The sequence below is a fragment of the Bordetella sp. MIP270_01_BMS genome, from assembly GCF_054958705.1.
Genome location: NZ_CM143297.1, coordinates 999,423 through 1,017,851 on the forward strand (window position 1 = coordinate 999,423; position 18,429 = coordinate 1,017,851).

15 protein-coding genes are annotated in these 18,429 nt (G+C 64.9%); 8 read left to right on the forward strand and 7 right to left on the reverse strand.

Annotated features, from left to right (window positions below; genetic code table 11):
• Positions 1-86: 86 nt before the first annotated feature.
• Positions 87-1,274, reverse strand: coding sequence for an alanine transaminase (gene alaC, locus ACV17W_RS04610; RefSeq protein ID WP_462595268.1), 1,188 nt, complete (start codon positions 1,272-1,274; stop codon positions 87-89).
• 184 nt (positions 1,275-1,458) lie between these two features.
• On the opposite strand from alaC, the gene ACV17W_RS04615 reads away from it, so the two are divergent.
• The 5 genes from ACV17W_RS04615 (at position 1,459) to ACV17W_RS04635 (ending at position 6,221) form a co-directional block, all read left to right on the forward strand.
• Positions 1,459-1,917 carry an Mth938-like domain-containing protein gene (locus ACV17W_RS04615; protein WP_462595269.1) on the forward strand — a complete coding sequence of 153 codons (459 nt, stop codon included), beginning with the start codon at positions 1,459-1,461 and terminating at the stop codon, positions 1,915-1,917.
• Positions 1,914-2,378, forward strand: coding sequence for a peroxiredoxin (locus tag ACV17W_RS04620; RefSeq protein ID WP_462595270.1), 465 nt, complete (start codon positions 1,914-1,916; stop codon positions 2,376-2,378). Before ACV17W_RS04615 ends, ACV17W_RS04620 begins: the two co-directional genes overlap by 4 nt.
• A gap of 57 nt (positions 2,379-2,435) precedes the next feature.
• Positions 2,436-4,112: a PhoH family protein gene (locus ACV17W_RS04625; RefSeq protein ID WP_462595271.1), complete on the forward strand. Its 1,677-nt coding sequence runs from the start codon at positions 2,436-2,438 to the stop codon at positions 4,110-4,112.
• Positions 4,112-5,092: a 4-hydroxythreonine-4-phosphate dehydrogenase PdxA gene (gene pdxA, locus ACV17W_RS04630; protein ID WP_462595272.1), complete on the forward strand. Its 981-nt coding sequence runs from the start codon at positions 4,112-4,114 to the stop codon at positions 5,090-5,092. The genes ACV17W_RS04625 and pdxA overlap by 1 nt, the downstream gene beginning before the upstream one ends.
• Before the next feature lie 160 nt (positions 5,093-5,252).
• On the forward strand, positions 5,253-6,221 hold the full coding sequence (locus ACV17W_RS04635; protein WP_462595273.1) for a bile acid:sodium symporter family protein: 969 nt from the start codon (positions 5,253-5,255) through the stop codon (positions 6,219-6,221).
• A 216-nt stretch (positions 6,222-6,437) separates the two neighbouring features.
• Here ACV17W_RS04635 and ACV17W_RS04640 read toward each other — a convergent pair whose 3' ends face one another.
• The 3 genes from ACV17W_RS04640 to purL form a co-directional block, all read right to left on the reverse strand.
• Entirely contained in the window at positions 6,438-6,992 is a 555-nt protein-coding gene (locus ACV17W_RS04640) for a DUF1415 domain-containing protein (RefSeq protein WP_462595274.1), read from the reverse strand.
• A 10-nt stretch (positions 6,993-7,002) separates the two neighbouring features.
• Positions 7,003-8,472 carry a M20 family metallopeptidase gene (locus tag ACV17W_RS04645; RefSeq protein WP_462595275.1) on the reverse strand — a complete coding sequence of 490 codons (1,470 nt, stop codon included), beginning with the start codon at positions 8,470-8,472 and terminating at the stop codon, positions 7,003-7,005.
• Between the two features lie 121 nt (positions 8,473-8,593).
• Complete coding sequence (gene purL, locus ACV17W_RS04650) at positions 8,594-12,643, reverse strand: phosphoribosylformylglycinamidine synthase (RefSeq protein ID WP_462595276.1); 4,050 nt, start codon at positions 12,641-12,643, stop codon at positions 8,594-8,596.
• 356 nt (positions 12,644-12,999) lie between these two features.
• Between purL and ACV17W_RS04655 the strand changes: the two genes are divergently transcribed.
• The 3 genes from ACV17W_RS04655 to ACV17W_RS04665 are packed head-to-tail and all read left to right on the forward strand — an operon-like array spanning position 13,000 to position 15,909.
• Complete coding sequence (locus tag ACV17W_RS04655) at positions 13,000-13,536, forward strand: TRAP transporter small permease (RefSeq protein WP_462595277.1); 537 nt, start codon at positions 13,000-13,002, stop codon at positions 13,534-13,536.
• Positions 13,533-14,831: a TRAP transporter large permease gene (locus tag ACV17W_RS04660; protein ID WP_462595278.1), complete on the forward strand. Its 1,299-nt coding sequence runs from the start codon at positions 13,533-13,535 to the stop codon at positions 14,829-14,831. Before ACV17W_RS04655 ends, ACV17W_RS04660 begins: the two co-directional genes overlap by 4 nt.
• A gap of 49 nt (positions 14,832-14,880) precedes the next feature.
• A complete protein-coding gene (locus ACV17W_RS04665) occupies positions 14,881-15,909 on the forward strand; it encodes a DctP family TRAP transporter solute-binding subunit (RefSeq protein ID WP_462595279.1) in 1,029 nt (342 codons plus the stop codon).
• 125 nt (positions 15,910-16,034) lie between these two features.
• Here ACV17W_RS04665 and greB read toward each other — a convergent pair whose 3' ends face one another.
• From greB to ACV17W_RS04680, 3 genes are read right to left on the reverse strand one after another with little or no spacing between them, the layout of a single operon-like run.
• Positions 16,035-16,592, reverse strand: a complete 558-nt coding sequence (gene greB, locus ACV17W_RS04670) for a transcription elongation factor GreB (protein WP_462595280.1) — start codon at positions 16,590-16,592, stop codon at positions 16,035-16,037.
• 7 nt (positions 16,593-16,599) lie between these two features.
• Complete coding sequence (locus tag ACV17W_RS04675) at positions 16,600-17,442, reverse strand: 3',5'-nucleoside bisphosphate phosphatase (RefSeq protein ID WP_462595281.1); 843 nt, start codon at positions 17,440-17,442, stop codon at positions 16,600-16,602.
• A gap of 39 nt (positions 17,443-17,481) precedes the next feature.
• A complete protein-coding gene (locus ACV17W_RS04680) occupies positions 17,482-18,417 on the reverse strand; it encodes an alpha/beta fold hydrolase (RefSeq protein ID WP_462595282.1) in 936 nt (311 codons plus the stop codon).
• Positions 18,418-18,429: the final 12 nt, after the last annotated feature.

Here is an 18,429-nt window from a genome sequence, read left to right on the forward strand (position 1 = left end):
CATTTCCAGGTACGGCAGGCGTCCGGCATCAGGATAGTTGCCGGGCAACCGGCAAAGGTATCATTAACGCGCGGAACGCGGATCCATCACTTCAGCAGGCCGTCTTTGCGGAACATGTCTTTGATGCCGCGCACGGCCTGCCGCGTGCGCTGCTCGTTCTCGATGAGGGCGAAACGCACGTATTCGTCGCCATATTCGCCGAACCCGATGCCGGGCGACACGGCGACCTTGGCGTCGGACAGGACACGCTTGGCGAATTCCAGCGAACCCATTGCGCGGTAAGGCTCGGGGATCTGCGCCCAGATGTACATGGACGCTTTGGGAATTTCAACGTTCCAGCCGGCTTCGTGCAGACCGCGCGCCAGAACGTCGCGCCGGCTGCGATACTGCTCGACGACTTCGTTCACGCAATCCTGCGGGCCATCGAGCGCCGCAATGGAGGCCACTTGAATGGGGGTGAACGTGCCGTAGTCGTGATAACTCTTGATGCGGGCCAGCGCGTTGACGAGTTCACGGTTGCCCACCATGTAGCCGATGCGCCAGCCGGCCATGTTATAGCTTTTGCTCATGGTGAAGAACTCGACCGCCACGTCGCGGGCGCCCGGGACCTGCATGATTGACGGCGCCACATACCCGTCGAAGCAGATATCGGCATAGGCCAGGTCGTGGACCACCAGGATGTCGTGCTCTTTGGCCAGCGCCACCACCCGTTCGAAGAAAGACAGGTCGACGCATTGCGCCGTGGGGTTGCTGGGAAAGCCCAGGATCATCATCTTGGGTTTGGGAATCGACTCGCGCACCGCCCGCTCGAGCTCTTCGAAGAAGTCGATGCCAGGGGTCATGCGTACCGAGCGGATATTGGCGCCGGCAATGACCGCCCCGTAGATATGGATGGGATAGCTCGGGTTCGGCACCAGCACGGTATCGCCGCGATCGAGCGTGGCCAGCATCAGGTGCGCCAGGCCTTCTTTCGAGCCGATCGTGACGATCGCTTCGCTGTCGGGGTCGAGCTCGACCGCATAGCGGCGCTGGTACCAGTCGCAGATGGCCTTGCGCAGCCTGGGGATACCCTTCGACACCGAATAGCCGTGGGTCGTGGGCCGGGTGGATGCCTCGACCAGCTTGTCGACGATATGCTTTGGCGTGGGCCCATCGGGATTGCCCATGGACATGTCGATGATGTCCTCTCCGCGCCGTCGGGCGGCCATTTTGAGCTCGCCGGTGATATTGAACACATACGGAGGCAGACGCTCGATGCGGGAGAACTTCCTCATGGGGATAATTCCTTGGGATATGGGCTGGGGCACAACGCGGTTTGCGGTGCAGCAAAACTTAGTAATCTAGCGCAAGCCGGGCCGTGCGGCAAATGGCGAGTCCGGCATCCGACGCCCGTGGATACCCTGCAACATTCACCGATTCCGATGCGCTATGATCGGAAGCATAAAGCCGGAGTTTTTCTTGAAGCTGCATACCGACCCTGCATCGGCCCTGAACACCGTCACCGCCTACGGTGACGGTTACTTAGAGGTCAACCAGGTACGATTTTCCCACGCGGTGGCCTTCGGCCCGGAAGGCGCCGTCGCCGAATGGCCGGTCCTGGCGGCCACAGACATCACCGCAGCGTTGCTGCAGCAGGCGGCCGGCCTCACGGCAGCCGCCAGCGACCCGATGGCGTTCCTGGATGCGCCCGAGGCGGCTGCGCCCGCGCGCGGCCAGGGCCCCGAAGTACTGCTCGTGGGCACCGGGAGCCGGCAGCGGCTGTTGGCCGCCGACGTGTTGCGCCCCCTGCTCGGCGCCGGCGTGGGCGTCGAGGTCATGGATACCCAGGCCGCGGCCCGTACCTACAACATCCTGATGGCAGAAGGCCGACGCGTGGTCGCCGCGCTGCTGCCTACCCACGGAGATCCCCCTGCATGACGCCTCTCATAGGCAAGCCCGCCCCGCAATTCACCGCCGAAAGCACGATCGGCCCCATCAGTCTGGAACAATGCCGCGGCCGCGCCGTGGTGCTGTACTTCTACCCCAAAGACAACACCCCGGGCTGCACCACGCAAAGCCAGGATTTCCGCGACCTGCATGCCGAGTTCCTGGCGGCAGGAGCGGTCGTCGTGGGCATTTCGCGCGACTCGCTCAAGTCGCATGCGAACTTCCAGGAAAAGCACCAGCTGCCCTTCCCGCTCATTTCCGACGCCGACGAGGCAGTGTGCAACCTGTATGGCGTCATCAAACAGAAGAATATGTACGGTAAACAGGTGCGCGGCATCGAGCGCAGCACCTTTCTCATCGATGCTGAAGGCCGGCTGGTGCAGGAATGGCGTGGGGTGAAGGTGCCCAACCACGCCAGCGAAGTGCTGCAGGCGGCACGCAGCATCGGCTGAGTCGTTCACGTTACACCCGTCAGGCGCTAGAGCCGGCCCCCCAGGAGAATCACCTATATGCCGCTACCGAAGATGCCGTCCCGCCCTGCAGCCATCCTGACATTCCCCTCGGGCGAAGCCGCTCGTAAAACGTCGCGATCCTCCAAGCGCGCCGGCTCGCAAGAATCTGGCTCGCCGGCACCGTCGCAGCCAGTGCAACCCGAACTCGACGGTTTCAAGTCCCAGGCGGCCAACGCGCACGCCGCCACGCCCGTGGCCAAGGCGCCCTCGCCCGCGACTGCTGCCGCACCTGCCCCGGCGTCCGCACCTGCGCAGCGTCCAACAGCCCGCAAAGCGCGACCGCGCGCCGCCGCCGGCGACCGGAAGCTGTTCGTGCTGGATACCAACGTACTGCTTCACGATCCCAGCTCGCTGTTCCGCTTCGAAGAGCACGACATATTCCTGCCGATGATGACGCTGGAAGAACTGGATCACCAAAAAAAGGGCATGTCGGAAGTGGCGCGCAATGCGCGCCAGGTCAGCCGTTCGCTCGATGCGCTGGTCAACGATGCCAAGCAGCTCGACGAGGGGCTCGAACTGAGCGCGCTCGGCAACAAGGATGCCACGGGCCGGCTGATGTTCCAGACCACGGCCATCCACAGCACGCTGCCCGCCGACCTGCCCATGGGCAAGGCCGACAACCAGATTCTGGGTGTCGTGCGCGCGCTGCAGGAGCGCTTTCCCGAACGTGAAGTGGTGCTGGTGTCCAAAGACATCAATATGCGCCTGAAGGCCCGCACGCTGGGCATGGCGGCCGAGGATTACTTCAACGACCAGGTTCTGGAAGACACCGATCTGATGTACTCGGGCGTAATGCAGCTGCCCGAAGACTTCTGGAACCGCCACGGAAAGGATGTCGAATCGTGGCAGCAAGGCGGCACGACGTTCTATCGCGTGCACGGCCCGCTGTGCGCGCAGTTCGTGGTGAACCAGTTCGTTTATTTCGAAGGGCAGATGCCGCTGTACGCGCAGGTGCGCGAAGTCAGCGGCAAGACCGCGGTGCTGGCCACACTGCGCGACTACACCCACGGCAAGAACAATGTGTGGGGAATCACCGCCCGCAACCGCGAACAGAACTTCGCCATGAACCTGCTGATGAACCCCGACTGCGACTTCGTGTCGCTGCTGGGCCAGGCGGGAACGGGCAAGACGCTGCTCGCTCTGGCCTCGGGCATCACCCAGGTACTGGAGACCAAGCGCTATACGGAAATCATCATGACGCGTGTCACGGTGCCCGTGGGCGAAGACATCGGCTTCCTTCCCGGCACCGAGGAAGAAAAAATGCTGCCCTGGATGGGCGCGCTCGAGGACAACCTCGACGTGCTCAACATGGGCGACGGCGATGGCGGCGACTGGGGCCGCGCCGCCACCATGGACCTGATTCGCTCCCGCATCAAGGTAAAGTCGCTGAACTTCATGCGCGGACGGACGTTCCTCAACAAGTACCTGATCATCGACGAAGCTCAGAATCTGACGCCGAAACAGATGAAGACCCTGGTCACTCGCGCCGGCCCCGGCACAAAGGTTGTCTGCTTGGGCAATATCGCTCAGATCGATACTCCCTATCTCACGGAGGGCAGCTCTGGCCTGACGTTCGTGGTGGACCGCTTCAAGGGCTGGCCGCATGCGGGCCACGTGACATTGCAACGCGGCGAGCGGTCGCGCCTGGCCGATTACGCAGGTGACGTCCTGTAATGTCGACGCAAGCGCCGGTCGGCATCACGATGGGCGATGCCGCCGGCATCGGCCCGGAAATCATAGTCAAGGCGTGCGCCCAGGGGCTGCAGGCCCCGGCCGTCGTGTTTGGCGATGCCGGGGCCATGCGGCGCGCTGCGGCGGCGCTGGGCGCGCGCCTGGACATCGTCGAAATAGGGGCCGCCGCGCAGGCCACGGGAGCGCCTGGCAGCATCGAAGTCGTGTCGTGCAGCGCGCCGCTGCCAGAAGACCTTCCTATCGGGCGCGCCACCGCGCCTGCGGGGCGGGCTGCCTACGACTATCTGTGCGCGGCGATCGACGCGGCGCAGGCCGGCCTTATCCGGGCCATCGTCACGGCGCCGCTGAATAAGCATTCGATGCACCTCGCCGGCATCGACCAGCCGGGCCACACCGAAATCCTGGCCGAGCGCACGCAAACGCCGGACTACGCCATGATGCTGGCCAACAACGAGCTGCGCGTGCTGCTGGTGACCATCCACATGGCGCTTTCCGAGGTGCCGCGCGCCATCACGCCGCAGGCCGAGACTCGCGCCATCCGGCTGGCCGATCGCGCCTGCCGCCAGATGGGCATAGAACGGCCGCGCATCGCGGTGGCAGGGCTCAATCCCCATGCCGGCGAAGACGGCAAGTTCGGGCGCGAGGATCTCGATGTCATAGGGCCGGCCATCGCCGCGGCGCGCGCCGAGGGCCTGGACGTATCGGGCCCATGGCCGGGCGATACCGTGTTCATGCGCGCACGCCGCGGCGAATTCGACATCGTGGTCGCCCAATACCACGACCAGGGCCTGATACCCGTCAAGTACCTGGGTGTGGACGAGGGGGTGAATGTCACGGTCGGACTGCCATTCGTGCGCACCAGCGTCGACCACGGCACGGCTTTCGATATCGCCGGCAAAGGCCTGGCGGATCCGGCGTCGCTGGTGGCTGCGTTCGATCTGGCGCTGGCCATGACCCCTTGAGCCCTGCCCGCCCGTCGGCTCCAGGCGGCGTCGCGCGCGCCGCCAGGTACTGCGGGCAGCAGGCGCCCAACCTCACAGCAAGCTGAACGTCGAGCCGGCGCCGCAGGTCTACAATACGGCCCTTCGACCGCCGTTAGCGGTCTCGCATCGCCGCCGCTTCATGCCCCGCCTTACCCGCTTCCTGCCCGACCGCTTCACGCTGTTCCTCATCATCACCGTATGCATCGCCAGTGTGCTTCCCGCGCGCGGCCAGGGCATGGCGGCGTTCGAGTGGACCACCAATATCGCCATCGCATTGCTGTTCTTTCTGCATGGCGCGAGGCTGTCGCGCGAAGCCATCATCGCGGGCGTCACGCACTGGCGGCTGCACATGACCATATTCACCGCCACGTTCATCATGTTCCCGCTGCTGGGGCTGGCATTGCAACCGCTGCTGCAACCCCTGGTGACGCCGGACCTCTATACGGGCGTGCTGTTTCTTTGCTGCCTGCCCGCCACCGTGCAGTCGGCCATCGCCTTCACCTCGATTGCGCGTGGCAATGTGCCGGCGGCCGTCTGCAGTGCCTCGGCGTCCAGCCTGCTGGGCATATTCCTGACTCCGTTGCTGGTGGGCGCGGTGGTCATGGCCGGAGCCAGCGCGCCCGTCTCATACGATGCCGTCGGCAAGATCATGCTGCAATTGCTGCTGCCCTTCGTGCTGGGGCAGATCCTGCGCCGCTGGATCGGAGCGTGGATACGACGCCGCAATGCATTGTTGAAGTTCGTGGACCAAGGCTCGATTCTGCTGGTGGTCTACACCGCGTTTTCCGAAGCCATCAATGAAGGCCTGTGGCATGACACGCCGGCCCCCGCCCTGCTGGGCCTGGTGCTGACCTGCGCGGTGCTGCTGGCGCTGGGCCTGCTGGGCTGCGTCGCGTTGGGCCGGCTCTTCGGGTTCCGCCTGGAAGACCGCATCACGCTGCTGTTCGGCGGATCGAAGAAAAGCCTGGCGAGCGGCATCCCGATGGCGCAGATCATCTTCGCCGGCCAGGGCGTGGGTGCCGTGGTGCTGCCGCTGATGCTGTTCCACCAGTTGCAATTGATGGTCTGCGCCGTATTGGCCGGTCGTTACGCCAGACGACCTCACTGAAGTGGCGATGGCGCGCTGCCACGCGCGCGTCCAAGACCCGAGGCCCGTCGAGCCGGGATAGAACTGGTTCGTATGGCGCGCCCAGACGCGTCTACCCGCTGCAACCCAAGACGGGCCCTGCCGCTTGGGGCTTGCAAGACGCGGTGGGCCGGAAAATCCGCAGGGCCGAAGGAAAGCGGCCGGCGGCGCGCCGCATGCTGCGTGCCGCCGGCCTGCTCAATCGGCCATCAGCCTGCGCCATCCATCCCACCCAAGACGCTGCAGCGTCTCGATGTTTTTCTCGTAGATCTCTGCGGCGTCGGCGTATGCTTCGACCGCCCGGTCGATACTGTCTTCGCGCAGCAGATGCAGTATGGGATGGGGCGACCGGTTGGTGCAGTTTTCAATGTCGTCCGGCGCGGTATCGGCGAATTGGAACTCGGGATGGAAGGTGGCTACCTGCAAGGTGCCCACCAGGCGCAGACGCTTGAGCAAGCGGTCGGAAAGATCGGCGAAATCGTTGAACTCGTAAAAATCATCCATCGCGTCAGGCACGATGAGCAGCGTGGTGTCGGTATGCTGCGGGTCGGCCTGCGACAGCCAGACGAGTTCGTCTTCGAGGTCGGACAGTACGCCCTCTGGATCGGTAGCGTCGCTGACCGCATAGCGGACCTGCTGCTTGACCTGAACCGCCTTGGCGAAGGGACACAGGTTCAGGCCGATGACGGCCCGCTCTACCCAGGCGCGGGTCTCGTCGATGATGCGCTGATAGGCGCCCGTGGTATGTATCATGCGTTCTCGTTCAGGCCGGCATGGCGGCCATGGTCTGTGCCACGGCGGCGGTCAGGCGCTTGCCATAGGGTACGTGCAGGAATTCGTTCGGCCCGTGGGCGTTGGATCTCGGACCCAGCACGCCGCACACCATGAACTGCGCTTTGGGAAAGCCTTCCTGCAGCATGCTCATCAGGGGGATCGTGCCGCCCTGCCCGATGTAGCCACAAGGGGCGTCGTAATATTGGCGCGAAGCGGCGTCCAGTGCCTGGGTCAGCCAGGCCGCCGACTCAGGCGCGTTCCAGCCCGTGGCGGCACCCTGATTGGCGTGGAAGATCACTTTGGCGTTGTACGGCGAGTCGGCTTCAAGCAACTGCTTGATCTCCTGTGACGCGGCAACCGCATCGACCAGCGGCGGCAAACGCAGCGATAACTTGAAAGCGGTACGCGGGCGCAGCACATTGCCGGCGCTTGAAAGCGGCGGCAAACCCTCGGCGCCTGTTACCGACAAGGTGGGACGCCAAGTGCGGTTCAGCAGCGCTTCTTCAGGCTGCGTCGTCATGGGCAACACAAAGCCGCCGTCGGCGCCGCAGCTCCAGGGAAAGCGCCGCCAGACTTCGTCGCCCAGGATGCGCGCGGTTTCCTTCACCTGCTCGCGGCGCTCGGCCGGAATTTCGCAGTGCAGGCTTTGTGGCAGCAGCCGACCGGTGCCACTGTCTTCGAGGCGATCGAGCAGGTGCCGCAGAATCCGAAAGCTCGAGGGCACCACGCCGCTGGAATCACCGGAATGCACGCCTTCATCAAGCACCTGTACTTCAAGCGTGCCCGCTACCATGCCACGCAATGAGGTTGTCATCCAGAGCTGGTCGTAGTTGCCCGCGCCCGAATCCAGGCAGATCACCAGCGCGACATTGCCCAGGCGGGAACGCAGCGCGTCGATGTAGGGCAGGAGATCATAACTGCCCGATTCCTCGCAGGTCTCGACGATGCCCACGCAGCGCGGCCTGGGTATGCCCTGCGCGTCCAGCGCCATGATGGCCGTCAGCGACGCATAGATGGCGTAGCCATCGTCGGCGCCGCCACGACCGTAAAGCTTGCCGTCTTCATACTTTGGCGTCCACGGACCGAGGTCGGACCGCCACCCCGAGAATTCGGGCTGCTTGTCCAGATGGCCATAGAGGAGCACGGTGTCGCCGTTGTCGGCGCGCGTGGCGGGTGCGTCGAAGAAGATCACGGGAGTGCGGCCAGGCAAGCGCACGACCTCGAGTTTCAGGCCATGCACCCTGCGGGATTCGACCCACTGAGCCGCATCGCGCACCACGCGCTCGATGTAGGCGTTCTTTTCCCAGTCGGCGTCGAAGGCCGGGCTCTTGGCGGGCACGGCGATGTAGTCGGTCAGGGCCGGAATGATTTCATCGTCCCACTGGCGATCGACGAAGGCTTGCAAGGCTTGCGGGTCGAGCGTGGGCGGCAAGGCGTCGTCGGGGATGCGTGCGTTCATGGCGAGTCCTTTGGGCGGGCTGAATCTTGATTTTATGCCCCCCGACGGAAAATGGGCGGCCCGGCGGCGGCCGGGCTCCGGCTGGCTCCGCCCGCGCTCGCCCAGCCTTGAAGTGCGTGCTTCAGCCAGCCCAGACCCGAGCGTTGCGGAACATGCGCATCCAGGGACTGAAGGCGCCACCGCTGTCGGCCTCACCCCACTTCTGCGGTGCCCACGACATCATGACGTTGCGGGTGACGCGCTCCGGATGCGGCATGATGACCGTAAAGCGGCCATCGGCCGTGGTTACCGAGGTCTGGCCCCCGGGGCTGCCATTCGGGTTGAAAGGATAAGCCTCGGTAGGATTGCCGCGGTGGTCGATGAAGCGGGCGGCCACCAGCACCTGGTCGGCGTCGCCCTGCTGGCTGTAGTTGGCATAGCCTTCGCCATGCGCCACCGCCACCGGCACGCGCGTGCCTGCCATACCGGCAAAGAATATCGAAGGCGAATCCGCGATCTCGACGAGTGAAAGGCGCGCCTCGTACTTCTCGGACTGGTTGCGCGTGAACCGCGGCCAATGCGAAGCGCCAGGGATCATGGGTGCCAGGGCGGCCATCATCTGGCACCCGTTGCACACGCCCAGCGCGAACGTGTCGGAACGATCAAAGTACGCGGCAAACTGATCCGACAGCTGGCTATTGAACCGAATGGTGCGGGCCCAGCCTTCACCTGCGCCCAGCACGTCGCCATAGCTGAAGCCGCCCACCGCCACCAGGCCGCGCATCGTGCTCAGGTCGATGCGGCCCGCCAACAGGTCGGTCATGTGGACGTCGACCGCATCGAAGCCTGCGGTGTCGAAGGCCCAGGCCATTTCCACCTGGCTGTTGCAACCCTGCTCGCGCAGAATGGCCACGCGGGGACGCGCGCCCGTCGCGATGAACGGGGCCGCGATGTCTTCCTGCGGATCGAATGCCACCCGCGGCGACAGGCCCGGATCCTTGGCGTCGTTCCAGGTGTCGAATTCGGCCTGCGCGCAGGCCGGATTGTCGCGGCGCGCCATGATGCGGTAGCTGACTTCGCTCCAGGCACGACCCAGATCGACGCGGGGCTGGCTCCAGACTTTCTTGCCGTCGCGAAAGAATTCAACGGTGTCGGCGTCGTTCAGCCCGCCTATGACGTGCGAATGGGCCGACAGGCCGGCTCCGCGCAATACCTGCATGACGGCGTCGCGTTGCGCCGCCGGCACCTGGATGACCGCGCCGGCTTCTTCGGAAAAGAGCGCCTTCAGGGTCAGTTCATCGCGCTGCACCGCGACCTGCTCGGGTCGGATCTTGTAGTCCCCCCAGTCGGCCGAATCCGGATCGAAGGTCAGCATGTCCAGGTTGACCGATATGCCCGTTCTGCCGGCAAACGCCATTTCACACAGGGTGGCGAACAGCCCGCCGTCGGACCGGTCGTGGTAGGCAAGCAGCACGCCCGCCTCGGCCAGCGTGCGGATCGTGATGAAGAACGCGCGCAGATCTTGCGGAGAATCGATGTCGGGCACGGTGGTGCCCAACTGGTTGTAGGCCTGCGCCAGGATCGAGCCACCCATGCGATGGCGGCCGCGTCCGAGGTCGATGACGATCAGCACACTGTCGCCCGCGTCGGTGCGCAGTTGCGGCGTCAGGCTGGCGCGCACGTCGCCCACCGGCGCAAAGGCGGTGACGATGAGCGAGACGGGCGCCACCACCTGCCGCGATTCGCCCTCGTGTTCCCAGGTGGTTTTCATGGACAGCGAATCTTTGCCCACGGGTATGGACAGCCCGGATGCCTGGCACAGCTCACTGACCGCTGCGACAGTGTCGAACAGCGCGGCATCCTGTCCGGGCACGCCGCAGGCGGCCATCCAGTTGGCCGAGAGCTTGATGTCTTCCAGGCGCGCCACGTCGGCGGCCGCGAGGTTGGTCAGGGCTTCGGCAACGGCCATGCGGCCGGACGCAGGCGCATCCAGCACGGCCAGCGGTGTGCGTTCGCCCATGGCCATGGCTTCGCCGCGGAAGCCTTCGTAGTCGGCCAGGGTGACCGCGCAGTCGGCCACCGGGATCTGCCAAGGGCCCACCATCTGATCGCGACTGGACAGCCCGCCCACGGTGCGGTCGCCAATTGTGATCAGGAACGACTTGTTCGCCACCGTGGGATGGCGCAGCACCCGGTAAGCAGCGTCGGTGAGGTCGATACCAACCAGGTCGAGCGCCTGTGTCACGCCCGGCAGGCGCTGCACATCGCGGGTCATGCGCGGCGGCTTGCCCAGGATGACGTCGATGGGAACGTCCACGGGCCGCGCGTCGGCGCTGGCCGGCGCCTCGGTATCCAGGCCGGGCAGGCCCTCGCCGTCGACCACGCGCAGCTGGCGCGACTCGGTGGCTACCCCCACCACGGCATAGGGGCAACGCTCGCGCCGGGCGATGGCGTCGAACCGGTCAAGGTCTTGCGGCAGAATGGCAAGCACATAGCGCTCTTGCGATTCGTTGCTCCAGATTTCCGCGGGCGAGAGCCCGGACTCTTCGACCGGTACGCGCTTCAGATCGAATACGGCGCCGCGGCCCGCATCGTTGACCAGCTCGGGAAAGGCGTTGGACAGCCCGCCCGCACCCACATCGTGGATGGCCAGGATGGGATTGTCCGTCCCCTGCTGCCAGCAGCGGTCGATGACTTCCTGCGCGCGGCGTTCTATTTCGGGGTTTCCGCGTTGCACGGAGTCGAAGTCGAGTTCGGCGGAATTGCTTCCCATGCTGATGCTGGAAGCGGCGCCGCCTCCCATGCCGATGCGAAAGCCCGGCCCGCCCAGCTGAATCAGCAGCGCCCCGGGCGGAATGATTTCCTTGTGCGTCAATTCGGCGTCGATGCTGCCCAGGCCGCCCGCGATCATGATGGGCTTGTGGTAACCCCAACGGGTGTCGCCCGCCGTCTGCTCATAGGTGCGGAAGTAGCCCAGCAGGTTCGGCCGGCCGTACTCGTTGTTGAAGGCGGCCCCGCCGATGGGCCCGTCGATCATGATGGACAGCGGCGAGGCAATGCGATCAGGCAAGCCGTGGTGGTCGGCTTCCCAGGGTTGCGGCGCATCGGGAAAGCGCAGGTGCGACACCGTGAACCCGGTGAGACCCGCCTTGGGCTTGGAGCCGCGACCCGTCGCGCCTTCATCGCGGATCTCGCCGCCCGCCCCCGTCGCGGCGCCTGGAAACGGCGCGATGGCGGTAGGATGATTGTGGGTCTCGACTTTCATCAGCGTATGCACGAGCGCGTCCCGACGCACATAACGGGCGGCATCGGCCCCCTGCGAGGCAGCGCCTTGCGGCACGCCGGCCTGGAACCGCTGTGCGGGTCCGCCTTCCATGACGGCGGCGTTGTCGGAGTAAGCCACCACGGTGCCCGCGGGCTGCGCCTTGTGCGTGGCACGGATCATGCCGAACAGGGTGTCGGACTGCGGCTGGCCGTCGATGACCCACTGCGCATTGAAGATCTTGTGGCGGCAGTGTTCGCTGTTGGCCTGGGCGAACATCATGAGTTCGACGTCGGTAGGGTCGCGCCCCAGGCTGCCGAATGCCTGCGCCAGATAGTCGATTTCGTCATCGGACAGAGCCAGGCCCAGCGTGATGTTGGCCTCGGCGAGCGCGGCGCGCCCATCGGACTGTACCGCCACCTTCCGCATCGGCTTGCCCGCCAGGGGCTGGAACAGTGCCTGGCCATCGAAGTCGGCACTGACGACGGTTTCGGTCATGCGGTCGTGCAGACAGTCGGCGGCACGGGCCAGCATGGCCTCGTCGAATGCCTTGGCCCCCAGCAGCCCGCGCTCGGGCACCAGGAAGTAACGCACGCCCCGCTCGATGCGGCGCACCGCGGCAAGGCCGCAATTGTGTGCAATATCGGTGGCCTTGCTGGCCCAGGGGGAAATGGTGCCCAGTCGCGGAATGACCAGGAGCGAGAGGCTCTTGGCTGGAGCGGCGCCTGCGGGCTCGGTGCCGTAGTCGAGAAGTTGCACCAGTTGCTGCTGCTGGGCTTCGCCAAGCGCCGTGTCGGTGTTGACGAAGTGCTCGTAGCGGGCCGATACGTCGGCGACGGGCAACCCGGCTTCGCGTAGCTGTGCCAGCAGTCGATCGCGGCGAAAGGCGGATAGGACGGATGAACCGGACAAATGCTGGACGAAGGACACGATGCGGGCGCCGTTGAAATTGATGGAGCAAAAGAGGGATTTTACCTTTTCAGGGATTTCCCGGGTTCGGCGTCTTGACGTGCGGCTGGCGGCTCCCGGCCACTCGCCGGCCCGACGTTGTTACAAATTAAATCGCGCACTGCATACCGACGCTGCCGCAACGCAGCACGAGCTCTTATTGCGGGTCGCGCGTACGGGCACGGCGCCCGGAGTTCGCCGGCCGGCCCTACGATTTGCTGCGTTGCAGCGTGTTGCCAGTGGCCTTCATCCGCGGGAAAACACGCACTAACGCGTTAGCGTGCCGACGGTAGGATGCTGCGATCCCGACTTGCCCGCATTGTCGCTGCAGTAAATCCATGTCCCGCCATGAAACCCCCGCCGATCCGGCCGAGCCGCTTGAACCCATTCTTCCCGCAGAACGCGACCCTGCCGTAAAAGTCCCTCTTGGCCTCGAAGACGGGTTGGCCGTCACCGTGCTGGCCGTATTGGCAGTCCTGACTTTCGCGAATGTCCTCGTGCGCTATTTCACCGACCAGTCGTTCGCGTGGACTGAAGAAATTTCGGTGTTCCTGCTGATCGTGCTGACGCTGGCCGGCGGCAGCGCCGCGTTCGTGCGCAATCACCACATACGCATTGAAGCCGTGGCCGACACGGGGCCGCCGCAGCGCCAGCGCCCGCTGGCGCTGATCTCCCACACCGTGGTGCTGCTGTTCTTCGTTCTGCTCACCGTGTTGTCGGCACGCCTGGTACTGGACGAATACCGCTACGAAGAAACGTCGCCAGCCATTGGCGTACCGACCTGGTGGTATTCAATCTGGCTGCCGATCCTGGGCACGGGCATCTGCCTGCGCGCACTGGGCATGTTGCGCCGCGCCTGGAGCCAAGGCCGATGATCGCCGCCCTGCTCTTCGTGTCGTTTGCGGTGCTGATGATCATAGGCGTGCCCGTGTCCGTGGCGCTCGGCGTAGCCGGCACGCTGGCCATTGTGCTGTCGAATCAGGACGTGGCGTGGTTCGGCCTGCTGGCAGTGCCTCAGAACTTCTATGCCGGGCTGGCGAAGTATCCGCTCCTGGCCATTCCCATGTTCGTGCTGGTCGGATCGATTTTCGACCGGTCCGGCGTCGCGCGACGACTGGTCGACCTGGCGATAGCCATCGTGGGCCGCAGTTCGGGCATGCTGCCGCTGGTCGCCATCGCGGTGGCAATGTTCCTGGGCGGTATTTCCGGTTCAGGCCCGGCCTGCGCGGCGGCGGTCGGTGCGGTGATGATTGCCGCGATGTCGCGTGCGGGGTATCCCGGACCGTTCTCGGCATCAGTCGTGGCCGCAGGGGCGGCGACCGACATACTGATCCCACCCTCGATCGCCTTCATCATTTATTCGGTGCTCGTGCCTGGCGCGTCGGTACCAGCCCTGTTCGCGGCCGGCATGGTGCCCGGGTTGCTGGCGGGACTGGCCCTGGCGATCCCTGCAGTATGGCTGGCGCGCAAACATCGACTCGGCATGCTCGAGGCCCACCTGCCGCGCCCGCCGTTCTGGGCCAGCCTGCGTGCGGCCAGCTGGGGCCTGGCCGCTCCCGTGCTGATACTGGGCGGCATGCGCATGGGCTGGTTCACGCCTACCGAGGCCGCGGTGGTGGCGGTGTTCTATGGCCTGTTTGTGGGCATGTTCGTCCACCGCACCATCCACGTGCGCGACCTGTTCGTCATCCTGCGCGAGGCCGCCGAACTGTCGGCAGTGATCATGATGGTAGTGGCCCTGGCCGGCATATTTGCCTGGGCTTTGTCGACGCTCAGCATCATCGACCCCATCACGCATGCCATCGTGAATTCCGGCCTGGGCGAGTGGGGCGTCATGGCGTTGCTGGTTCTGCTGCTGATGACCATGGGCATGTTCCTGGACGGGATCTCGATCTTCCTGATCTTTGTTCCGCTGCTGATGCCGATCGCGAACGCGTATGGCTGGGACCCGGTCTGGTTCGGCGTCATCCTGACGCTGAAGGTGGCGTTGGGACAGTTCACCCCGCCGCTGGCGGTGAATCTGATGGTGTCATGCCGCATTGCCCGCGTACCGATGGAAACGACCTTTCCGTGGGTGATATGGCTGCTGGGTGCGATGTTCATGGTGCTGATAGCCGTGCTGGCGTTTCCGCAACTTGCCCTGTGGTTGCCGCAACGCCTGGGCTATTGAACCGTTGCAGATTTCAAAATCGATAAGGTCTTTACGCGAGGAGAACGCAATGAAGCTACGCAACATGATAGGGGCCGCACTGCTTGCGGCAACCGGACTGGCGATGCTGCCGGCACAGGCACAGAACTACAAGCCGGAATACAAGCTGTCCATCGTCGTGGGTACGACCTTCCCGTGGGGCCAGGGTGCGCAGATCTGGTCCGACCTGGTGCGTGAGCGCACTGACGGCCGAATCAACATCAAGGTGTATCCCGGAACCTCGCTCGTGCAGGGCGACCAGACCCGCGAGTTCACCGCGATTCGCCAGGGCGTCATCGACATGGCCGTCGGGTCCACTATCAACTGGTCGCCGCAGGTCAGGCAGCTGAACCTGTTTTCCCTGCCCTTCCTGATGCCGGACTACGCCGCCATCGACGCGCTGGTGCAAGGCGAAGTCGGCAAGGAAATGTTCAAGATCATCGAGAAGGCGGGCGTCGTCCCCCTGGCCTGGGGCGAAAATGGCTATCGCCAGCTCAGCAATTCGCGCCACGCCGTGTCCAAGCCTGAGGATCTCAAGGGCCTGAAGCTGCGAGTCGTGGGATCGCCGCTCTATATCGACACTTTCACCGCGCTGGGCGCCAATCCGACGCAGATGAGCTGGGCTGACGCCCAGCCTGCCTTGGCCAGCGGCGCGGTCGATGGGCAGGAAAATCCGCTGTCCATCTATACCGGAGCCAAACTGTACGACGTGGCCCAGAAGTACCTGACGCTGTGGAACTACGTAGCCGACCCCTTGGTCTTCGTCGTGAACCGCGAAGTCTGGGAGTCCTGGTCAGAGGCAGACCGCAAGATCGTGCGCGAGGCAGCGCTGGAAGCCGGCAAGCGCCAGATCGCCATCGCCCGCAAGGGTGTCACCCCCGAGGATCCGTCGTTGCTCAAGGAAATCGAGGGACACGGTGTCACGGTCACTTCGCTCACCGAGGCGCAGCACGCCGAGTTTGTGAAGGCAACCAAGCCGGTTTACGACAAGTGGAAGCCGCGCGTCGGCGAAGAACTGGTCGACCTGGCCGAGAAATCGATCGCAGCACGCAAGAAATAAGCAGCAGCCCAGGGGAGAACGGCGGCAATCGCCGCCACCGGACGGACGGGCATCAGAACCCGCCTCCAGCACGGACGCCGAATCGGCGTCCGTGTTTTTTTGCCGACGGCGTAGCGCCCCGGCGCTCAGCCGGGGTCGGGATACCGAACTTCGAGGATGTCGAGTTCTTCGACCCCGCCGGGCGTGCGCAGCACGACGGTGTCACCTTCGCGCGACTTGATCAGCGCTCGGGCCACAGGGGAAATCCAGCTGATCTTGCCGGAAAGCGGCTCGGCTTCGTCCACCCCGACTATGGTGACCACATGGGTTTCGCCCGCCTTGTCGAGATAAGTGACTGTGGCGCCGAAGAAAACCTGGTCACGGTTCGGCTGGATTGAGGGATCCACGACCTCGGCCACGTCGAGCCGCTTGGTCAGGAAACGCATGCGCCGGTCGATTTCACGCAGGCGTTTCTTGCCATACAGGTAATCGCCGTTTTCCGATCGGTCGCCATTCGATGCCGCCCAGGACACGACCTGCACCACGGCCGGACGCTCGACGTTCATCAACTGCGCAAGTTCGTCGCGCAAGCGCTCGTATCCGGCGGGTGTCATGTAGTTGCGGGTGCCCGCTGGCAGAGCAAGCGCCTCGGGCAGATCGTCGTCGTCGTCGCGATCAGTCTCTTTGACAAAAGCCTTGTTCATGGATGGATTACAGCCAATCGTGCCATACGGGCTTGAGGTCGTCGGGCAGCGGCGGCAATGCGCCCAGGTCGACGCGGCTTTCCCGCGGGCTGTGGAAGTCGGACCCGCGCGACGCCAGGAAACCGTAGCGCCGCGCCACCTGCGCGTATTGCCGGGCCTCTTCGGGCGTGTGGCTGCCCGTCGTGACTTCGATGCCGACTCCGCCGCACTGCCGGAATTCGTCGAAAAGCGCGTCGAATTGCATGGGCGAATACTTGTAGCGCCCGGGATGGGCTATGACGGCGCGCCCGCCCGCGCCGAGGATCCAGCCCACGGCATCGGGAAGCGCCGCCCATTGCATGGGCACGTGCCCGGGACAATCATCGCCGAGGTATTTGTTGAACACGGTCTGCACGTCGGGGCAGTAGCCTGCCTGAACCAGATAACGGGCGAAGTGGGTGCGGCTGACCAGCTCAGGGTTGCCGGCGAATGGCAGCGCGCCTTCGTAGGCGCCTGGCATGCCCATATCGGCCAGTCGCTGGCCCATGCGGCGGGCGCGCTCGGCGCGGCCCGCGCGCGTGGCGCGCAGCCCTTCGACCAATGCCTGGTTGGCGGCGTCGAATCCCAGGCCCACAATATGTACGGTCTGCCCAGCCCAGGTCACCGAGATTTCAACACCGGTGATGAAGCGCATGCCGAACTCGGCGGCTGCTGCGCCTGCCTGCGCCAGTCCGCCCACTTCGTCGTGATCGGTCAGGGCCCAGAGATCCACCCCATTGGCGCAGGCGCGCGCGGCCACTTCGGCCGGCGGCAGCACACCGTCGGACACAGTGGAATGGCAGTGCAGATCGACGTTCTGGGCAGCTTGCATAAGCCTATTGTACGACCGCCACGGCACTCCGCACCCGTCTCAGGCCTCGCGCGGGGCTCGAAGAAAATCCACCAGCGGGTCGATCTGCGCGTCGTCGAGCAGCGTCGGCGCATGCCCCACCCCGGGAACTTCGATCAACCGCGATTGGGGATTGCGCGCAAGCATTTCGTGCGCAGTGGCCTCGGTCAGCAAGTCTGACTGGGCTCCACGCACGATCAGCACCGGGCAATTCAGCGAATCGTACGAGTTCCAGAGTATCTGTTCGCCCGCCGAATACGCTTCTGCGGTCTGGGTCGCTAGCGGCAGCGCGAGCCGCAGATCGTAGTGCTTGACCCATTTCCCGGCACGCTGGACGTAAACATGGCGCGCCAACGAATCCCATTGCTCGTCGGTATGCGGGCCAAAGGTCGAGGAAACCTGCCGTACTGCCTCGACAGCCTGTTCGTAGGTATCGAATTGCCCGGGTTGCCCCACATACTGGCCGATGCGGCTCAACGCGGCGGCCTCGAGACGCGGCCCCACGTCGTTGAGCACCATGCGTTCCAGTCTGATGTCGCGGGTGACCGGCCAGGCATCGGCGTTAGGCTGGCCGCTGCGCGCCAGCCGTGCATAGGCAGCGGCGCCCGCCAGGGCCAGCCCGATAAGGCCACCCATCGATGTTCCTACCCAGGACAGTGACGCAGGCTGCAGCCGCGCCAGCAGGGTCACCATGTCGGACACATACTGAGGGACGGTATAGAAGGCCGGGTTGGCGAGCCAATCTGACCGGCCGCGCCCCACCACATCAGGGCACACCACACGAAAATCGCCGGCCAGGCGCCGCGCCAGCGTGTCGAAATCGCGCCCCGTCCGGGTCAGGCCATGCACGCACAGCACTATCCGGTCATTGGCTGGGTCGCCCCATTCGGTATAGGCCATGCGGTGCAGTCCTGCGGGGCTGGCGCAGGTGACAAAATCGAATCGGGGTTGCACCATGAAGGCTCCAGG